The 6,716-nt window shown below is 45.6% G+C and carries 7 protein-coding genes and 1 pseudogene; 4 read left to right on the forward strand and 4 right to left on the reverse strand.

Annotation, left to right across the window (positions count from 1 at the left end; all coding sequences use genetic code 11):
- Positions 1-56 precede the first annotated feature (56 nt).
- Positions 57-1,157, forward strand: a complete 1,101-nt coding sequence (locus E2R66_RS20620; protein ID WP_133234282.1) for an adenylate/guanylate cyclase domain-containing protein — start codon at positions 57-59, stop codon at positions 1,155-1,157.
- A gap of 8 nt (positions 1,158-1,165) precedes the next feature.
- Positions 1,166-1,243 (forward strand): annotated as a pseudogene (locus E2R66_RS29320) (hypothetical protein); the annotation flags it as partial.
- On the opposite strand, the gene E2R66_RS20630 reads toward E2R66_RS29320, so the two are convergent.
- A complete protein-coding gene (locus tag E2R66_RS20630) occupies positions 1,221-1,901 on the reverse strand; it encodes a lipid-binding SYLF domain-containing protein (protein WP_133234284.1) in 681 nt (226 codons plus the stop codon). The pseudogene E2R66_RS29320 and the gene E2R66_RS20630 overlap by 23 nt on opposite strands.
- Positions 1,902-2,191: 290 nt before the next feature.
- Between E2R66_RS20630 and E2R66_RS20635 the strand changes: the two genes are divergently transcribed.
- Complete coding sequence (locus E2R66_RS20635; protein WP_133234286.1) at positions 2,192-3,178, forward strand: LuxE/PaaK family acyltransferase; 987 nt, start codon at positions 2,192-2,194, stop codon at positions 3,176-3,178.
- 113 nt (positions 3,179-3,291) lie between these two features.
- Positions 3,292-3,978: a PH domain-containing protein gene (locus E2R66_RS20640; protein WP_133234288.1), complete on the forward strand. Its 687-nt coding sequence runs from the start codon at positions 3,292-3,294 to the stop codon at positions 3,976-3,978.
- Between the two features lie 105 nt (positions 3,979-4,083).
- Here the strand turns inward: E2R66_RS20640 and E2R66_RS20645 are convergent, their stop codons facing one another.
- From E2R66_RS20645 to tyrS, 3 genes are read right to left on the reverse strand one after another with little or no spacing between them, the layout of a single operon-like run.
- Positions 4,084-4,536 (reverse strand): RES family NAD+ phosphorylase, encoded by a 453-nt coding sequence (locus tag E2R66_RS20645; protein WP_133234290.1) that lies wholly within the window; start codon positions 4,534-4,536, stop codon positions 4,084-4,086.
- Positions 4,537-5,031: a type II RES/Xre toxin-antitoxin system antitoxin gene (gene parS / locus E2R66_RS20650; RefSeq protein ID WP_133234292.1), complete on the reverse strand. Its 495-nt coding sequence runs from the start codon at positions 5,029-5,031 to the stop codon at positions 4,537-4,539.
- A gap of 37 nt (positions 5,032-5,068) precedes the next feature.
- Positions 5,069-6,352 carry a tyrosine--tRNA ligase gene (gene tyrS / locus E2R66_RS20655; RefSeq protein WP_133234294.1) on the reverse strand — a complete coding sequence of 428 codons (1,284 nt, stop codon included), beginning with the start codon at positions 6,350-6,352 and terminating at the stop codon, positions 5,069-5,071.
- Positions 6,353-6,716: the final 364 nt, after the last annotated feature.

Below are 6,716 nucleotides of genomic sequence, written 5' to 3' on the forward strand. Positions count from 1 at the left end.
AGTAAATTTAGTTGCGCTTGCGCCCAAAGAACAATACCTTGCTATAACCGAATTTTATGCCAATGCTATCGCCCAAAGCCAAACGGAATATTCTACACATCCTGCCATTTGGCGTGTTATGGCTGGTATTCAGTTTGGTTTACACCCTGCTGGAGCGTGGCCTGCTGGGCAACCTGACATACTACCCCGCTACCGGCAATCCTTACTTTTTTACGAGGAATATAGTTACTACGCCGTTGGCTGCGCTGGTAACGGGGTTAATTATGGGCGTGCTGGAGGTTTTCTGCTTCAATAAATGGTTCGTTAAAAAAAGCTTCAGCAAGAAAATCCTTTTCAAATCACTTATCTATCTGCTGATTATCCTGTTGTTCCTGGTAATTACCTTCATCGGCACAGCAACCGATACGGTAGCCGCAGTTAGCCGGAAAGCATTCTGGAACACCGCCTGGGTTTTCTTTACTGATTACGCCATGTTGAGCACAACGGTTTATATCGCTTCCATTATTTTGGTTACGCAATTTTATGCTGAGGTGAGCGACAGTATAGGCCATGCCGCCTTGCTCAATTTCTTTTTGGGAAAGTACCATCGCCCCGTTCAGGAGGAAAGAGTATTCATGTTTTTGGATATGCGCTCATCCACAACTATTGCCGAGAAACTGGGTCATGTAAGATACTTCGAGATGCTGAAGGAGTATTTTGCCGATTTGTCGCAGCCTGTTATAGATTACCAGGGTGAGATATACCAATACGCCGGCGACGAAATGATTATCTCCTGGAAACTAAAGGCTGGCCTGCAGAACGGCGATTGCATCGGGTGTTTCTTTGCGATGAAAAGAGGATTGGCGCAGCAGGCATCAAAATACGAAGCGCGTTTTGGCTTGCTACCTGGCTTTAAAGCAGGCCTGCACTACGGCATGGTTACCACCGGCGAGATAGGCGTGTTGAAAAAGGAAATCATTTTTACCGGCGATGTGCTGAATACCGCAGCCCGCATACAGGGCCTTTGCAATCATTTCGGTGTGGATATTCTTATTTCTGGCCACCTTGCTAAAGCACTCGGGCCTAACCTTTCTTTCGAGACAAAGTCCCTCGGGCAGCATAATTTAAAGGGAAGGGATGAGCACATGGAAATACTTACTGTGGTGTTTGCTATCTAAAACAGCATCATAAAAAAACGCCTGGACAGAATGCCCGGGCGTTTTCATTAACAAAAACGTTTATTATTCAAACGAATTCAAAGTAGCTTTTAATTCTGCAATAGCAGGCTCGGTGCTGGTGGCACGGTCGAAAATCTGGGCTGAAGTAACCCCTTCGCCATAAAAATCGGCATTAAGGCTTTTGTTGATAGCCAGGTTAGAGCCATTTACGCTGATACCCGCAAACAAGCCTTTGCTGCGCGAGTAAGAATAAATTTCTGCTTCCAGCTTATGATCTGTGCTGGCGGTAGAGCTGCGGCCAACCGGTCCGGCAGCGGCAGATATATCGCCGCCGATGGTGAAATCGCCGTTTTTAACCTTGGTGAGTACGCCTTTGTTCTTGAAAACCAAAACAAGATCAACCGATTGTACGCCTATTTGCAAACCGAAGCTGCCTCCCGTAAGGGTAACAAACACCGGGTCGCTCCATTTGCCGCCGGGTAGTTTCACCATGGCCAGGCCCTGTCCACGTTTGCCGCCGATACCAAAACCTGCGTTGATCAGTTTCGGTACGATAACAATGCCTTCGTACTCTTTCAGTAAATCGCTCGGGATGCTTTCTTTCATTTCGCCGAATGCTTTGAGTACGTTGGTAGCCTGGTGTATCTTCTCGAGGCCTTTTTCGGTAGAAACAGTTGTAGCTGATGCCAGTATAAAGAATGCGCTTAAGAGAAGTGGCAGTCTTAAAAATTTAATAACTTTCATGATCGATTAGAATGAAGTGTAATTATTGTTGTTGTGTTTCAAAGATAGATAACTCAAAAGTGGCCGCTTTGTTACACCCGATAGATGTGCAAATTTCAGATGCGCAATTTCAGATGCCTGTACGTGTCCAAATTTTTGATTTCAAATGTGCAGATGTATGTGGTTTGCAAATGCATCTCCAATACCTATTACGTTCATAATCTGTACGTTTGAAAGTTTTACGCCCGTGCGCTTTCTTACCTGAAATTTGAAATCTGCATATCTGCACATTGTCGCTATCTTTGCAAAGCATGATAAAGCCGGGCAAAGAAAACATTTTCACCATAAATAACAAAGTCTCATTCGAAGAAATTGCCTTACAGGTGTTTAGGTACCAGGCGGCCAATTGCGCAGTTTATAAAGCTTTTATTGATGGCCTGATGATCGATCCGGCGCTGGTTTTCGAGCTTGGGCAGATACCCTTCATGCCTGTAGAATTCTTTAAAGCACACCCTGTGGTTACCGGGGATGCCGAAGCCGAAGTGGTCTTTACCAGTTCGGGTACTACAGGTATGGTTACCAGCAGCCACACGGTTACTAATGTTAGCTGGTATGTACAAAGTTTTCGCCGGGCGTTCGCCCTGTTTTATGGAGATATTACAGACTATACCGTGCTTGCTCTGCTTCCGGCTTACCTGGAGCGCGAAGGCTCCTCGCTGATTTATATGGCACAGGATATGATAACGCAATCGGCTAACCCCGATAGCGGATTTTTCCTGTACAACCATGCCGAGCTTTATGCGATACTTCAAAAACAGAAAGCCGCCTATAAGCCAACATTGCTTATCGGCGTAACTTTTGCCCTGCTTGATTTTGTGGAGCAATACCAAATAGATTTCCCTAACCTTATTGTGATGGAAACCGGGGGCATGAAAGGCCGCCGTAAAGAGATGATACGCGAAGAACTGCACGCCATGCTTTGCGCAGGTTTTGGCGTAAGCGTCATCCACTCGGAATACGGGATGACGGAACTGTTATCGCAGGCTTACTCCAAAGGGGAGGGTATATTCAATTGCCCGCCATGGATGAAGGTAGTTACCCGCGATACCAACGATCCTCTTACATTGGTTGGTGAAGGCAAAACAGGCGGTATAAACATTATCGATCTGGCCAACATCAATTCCTGCTCGTTTATAGCCACGCAAGATCTGGGCAAGGTTTATGCTGATGGCTCTTTTGAGGTTTTGGGTCGTTTTGATAATTCTGACATTCGTGGCTGTAACTTATTGGTGGGGTAGTTTGCTGATATACGTGGTATGAATTTCGCCAAAAGCTTTTTTCGGCATAAAACCTATATTTACAAGCGGCATATTATTGTTATTTTTGCCGCCGATACAAAATATCAAACACCATGATAGAGAAATTTTTAAAGGAAGAACAAGACCCCAAAGCCGTTGAACGCATTTATGGCCGCCTGGTAGATTTGCTGTCTACCGGCGAGGAGGTATTATATATAGCGGTGCAAAAGAAACCGATAGTGAATCTTTTCCCCGATTGTATTGCACTTACTAATAAGCGTATACTATTTTTTACCCCGGCAAACCTGGGGCTATCTATCAAATTCGTTGATTTTGTATGGAAGGACATCGTAGATGTTTACACCCGCGAAGAAATCATAGGCGCCATATTCAGCGTAAAAACAACCAATGGTGCCGAAATGGGTGTGGATTACTTGCCCAAAGTACAGGCCCGTAAACTGTACCAATATGCACAGGAACGCAAAGAAGCCGAGCGCGAAGCCCGCCGCCTGCGCGATCTGGAAGAAAAACGCGCCGAATCGGGCGCGATGCAGATAGAGCAAGCCGCGCCGATTGCCTACCAGCCCGTTGCACCAGTATACCAGCCGCCCGTTTATCAGCAGCCAGTTTCAGCACCGGCACCTGTGCCAACCCCGCCACCAGCTCCTGTTGCACAGGAAGAACCTAAAAAGGACGAGTTGACCGAGAAACTGAAAAGATTGAAAATGCTTTTTGAAAACGGACTGATATCGCAGGAAGAATATAACGCCAAAAAGTTGGATTTGCTGAGCGATTTTTAGTAGTTTCCTCTATATCTCTCCGGTTAGGGGAGACTTCAAAACTCTAATAAAAGAATTAAGCCCTCCCTTCGGGCCACCCTGTCGGCAGGGAGGAGAGCGTGGGGCTTACAGTAACCGCTCGTCGAAATTAAATGGCCGTTTGTTGATGATCTTCACTTTAGTCGTATCAGGGTGCGAGGGGTTCAGCATATAGTTATGTTCCTGTTCTACAATAGCCGAGGGGACTTTCAGCATTAAGTATTCACCATTTTTCAGGAAGTCGTCGCCGATTTTTTTCAGCTCTGGAGATGAGTCTAACTCTTTCCAGTTTGCAGGTAAGCTTTTTATATCAAGGGTTAATATCTTATCATCTGGTACTTCAATATCGGCAACGCAAAAACCATTAGGCGTAAACAAAGGTTGAAGATGTACCAAAACTTCTAAAACCGATAACGCCCTTGATGATGCCAGGTAAACTACTGCATTGCCCTTGCTATTCCAACGCGCCCCAAATTGCCGCGCGCCAATGCCATCCAGGCTGTTGATGTACTTGCAATTAGCTATTCGGTAAAGTATCATCTAAACAAAAATGCCGTGCTCAATTCGGCCCAATTCATTGAAAACCATATCGAAACCGGCAGATGTATCTAAAAAGCTAACCGGAGCCTCACCTTTAAAAATAAGGCTCGGTGCTTTCATCCAAAGTTTGAATTTATCCATCGAACCAAAAACTTCTTCGCCGCGGGTGTAAAGGCGTGCAAGCTCTACCGCCTTTTCGGCGTATTCGGTTTTAATAATGGCATCATCTTCATAACGCTGTAAAGTGCGCTCGGAGATGTGTAAGATACTGGATAGTTCCTGTAAATTGAGGGATATCCTTTTAGCCAAAGCAAGCAAGGCCTTTTTGGGGAAGCCTTGCCTTGCCAATTTTATTATTTCGAAATCCGAAGAAAACCTTACGGCCCTATCGCCGCCAAATAAAGTATATAAAGGCATGGCAGTATTATAGGTATATACTGCCATGGGTTCCTTAAGTTGATTTATTTCTTCGCTGTTTTTCATTGCATCTGACATTTGTACAAAAATATCTACAAAATGTCGTAATTGCAAATTATTCAATCACAATTAAAAAATAGTTCCGCTTTCCTTTTTGTACCACTAAGTATTTGTTATTGATTAAGTTAGCAGTACTATAAAGATCATCAGGCGTGCCCACTTTTTCCTTGTTGATAGCCACGCCACCGCCCTGCACCATCTTCTTTGCTTCGCCTTTTGATGTGAAAATGGTGGTTTTGGCCGCAAGTAAATCTGTTACCGGTAATCCAGCTTCCAGCTCCGCCGCGCTGATGGTAAAGTTGGGCACGCCGCTGAATATGGCCAGCACTTCATCGTCGTTAAGTTCACTTAAGAACTCGATTCCTGTATTGCCGAACAAAAATTCGGTTGATTTGATAGCCTTTAAAAAGCCCTCTTCACCGTGTACGCGCAGGGTGATATCTTTAGCCAACGCTTTTTGCAGCGTGCGCAGGTGAGGGGCCGCATCGTGCTCGCTTTCTATGGCTTCTATCGTTTCTTTATCGAATAGCGTAAATATCCTGATGTATGATTTGGCATCATCGTCGCCGGTGTTTAGCCAAAACTGGTAAAACTGGTAAGGCGATGTTTTTGCCGGATCCAGCCAGATGTTACCACCTTCAGATTTCCCGAATTTAGTGCCATCAGATTTTTTGATGAGTTGCGTAGTAAGCGCAAAAGCTTCGCCGCGGCCTTTGCGGCGTATCAGTTCGGTGCCGGTTACAATGTTGCCCCACTGGTCGCTGCCGCCCATTTGCAGGGCACAGTTTTTATTTTTCCAGAGGTAGTAAAAATCGTAGCCCTGCACCAACTGGTACGAAAACTCGGTGAACGACATTCCCGTTTCACCTTCAAGCCTTTTCTTTACCGAATCTTTGGCCATCATGTAATTAACGGTAATGTGCTTGCCTACATCGCGGATGAAGTTCAGAAAATCGAAGCCTTTGAACCAATCGTAGTTATTTACCATCTGGGCGCTATTGTCCCCGGTCTCAAAATCAAGGAATTTCTCTAGCTGGCCTTTGATGCCGTTGAGATTGTGCTGGAGATCTTCTTCGCTCAGCAGGTTACGCTCTGCAGATTTGCCTGATGGGTCGCCTACCATACCGGTTGCGCCGCCAACTAATGCATAAGGTTTATGGCCGGCACGCTGGAAGTGTATTAGCGTCATGATTTGCGCCAGGCTACCCACGTGCAGCGAATCGGCCGTTGGGTCGAAACCGATATAGCCGGATACCATCCCTTTGTTCAGTAAGTCCTCGGTTCCGGGCATTATATCGTGCAGCATGCCGCGCCAGCGTAATTCTTCTACAAAATTCATGTTGTGTGTATGTTATCAAGCCCGATAGCTATCGGGACGGCAAAGATAGCAGTTTATCCTTTGCGCGTAAATGTAATTAAGGCTTTTTGCCTGTGTAAGGAAATGAGGCGTTGGATAAAAAAGCGGGGGAATGTGCGATTTTCCTCTTGGGTGGAGGGGGGTGTCCGCTATGCTTTACGCAATTGCGCGCTGGCGAACACACCCCGCCACAACACACTCCAGCGCGCGCCCCTCTCAAGAGGTATAGCCGTCAACTTAAGGGTAATGGGTTAAAAATCTTTTTAATTTTTGTAAATTAAACAGGGCGTAGTTTGCCATAAAGGCAAACTATGTATTTTTGCGCTCATATTTTTTTCTTTTTTGA

The organism is Mucilaginibacter psychrotolerans, from assembly GCF_004519315.1.
Classification (GTDB): domain Bacteria; phylum Bacteroidota; class Bacteroidia; order Sphingobacteriales; family Sphingobacteriaceae; genus Mucilaginibacter; species Mucilaginibacter psychrotolerans.

What these genes read in the sequence shown, in the direction of transcription:
- E2R66_RS20630 (WP_133234284.1), bottom strand. Translation starts at nt 1,901, where the DNA reads ATGAAAGTTATTAAATTTTTAAGACTGCCACTTCTCTTAAGCGCATTC.
- E2R66_RS20645 (WP_133234290.1), bottom strand. Translation starts at nt 4,536, where the DNA reads ATGATACTTTACCGAATAGCTAATTGCAAGTACATCAACAGCCTGGAT.
- E2R66_RS20640 (WP_133234288.1), top strand. Translation starts at nt 3,292, where the DNA reads ATGATAGAGAAATTTTTAAAGGAAGAACAAGACCCCAAAGCCGTTGAA.
- parS (WP_133234292.1), bottom strand. Translation starts at nt 5,031, where the DNA reads ATGTCAGATGCAATGAAAAACAGCGAAGAAATAAATCAACTTAAGGAA.
- tyrS (WP_133234294.1), bottom strand. Translation starts at nt 6,352, where the DNA reads ATGAATTTTGTAGAAGAATTACGCTGGCGCGGCATGCTGCACGATATA.
- E2R66_RS20620 (WP_133234282.1), top strand. Translation starts at nt 57, where the DNA reads ATGCCAATGCTATCGCCCAAAGCCAAACGGAATATTCTACACATCCTG.
- E2R66_RS20635 (WP_133234286.1), top strand. Translation starts at nt 2,192, where the DNA reads ATGATAAAGCCGGGCAAAGAAAACATTTTCACCATAAATAACAAAGTC.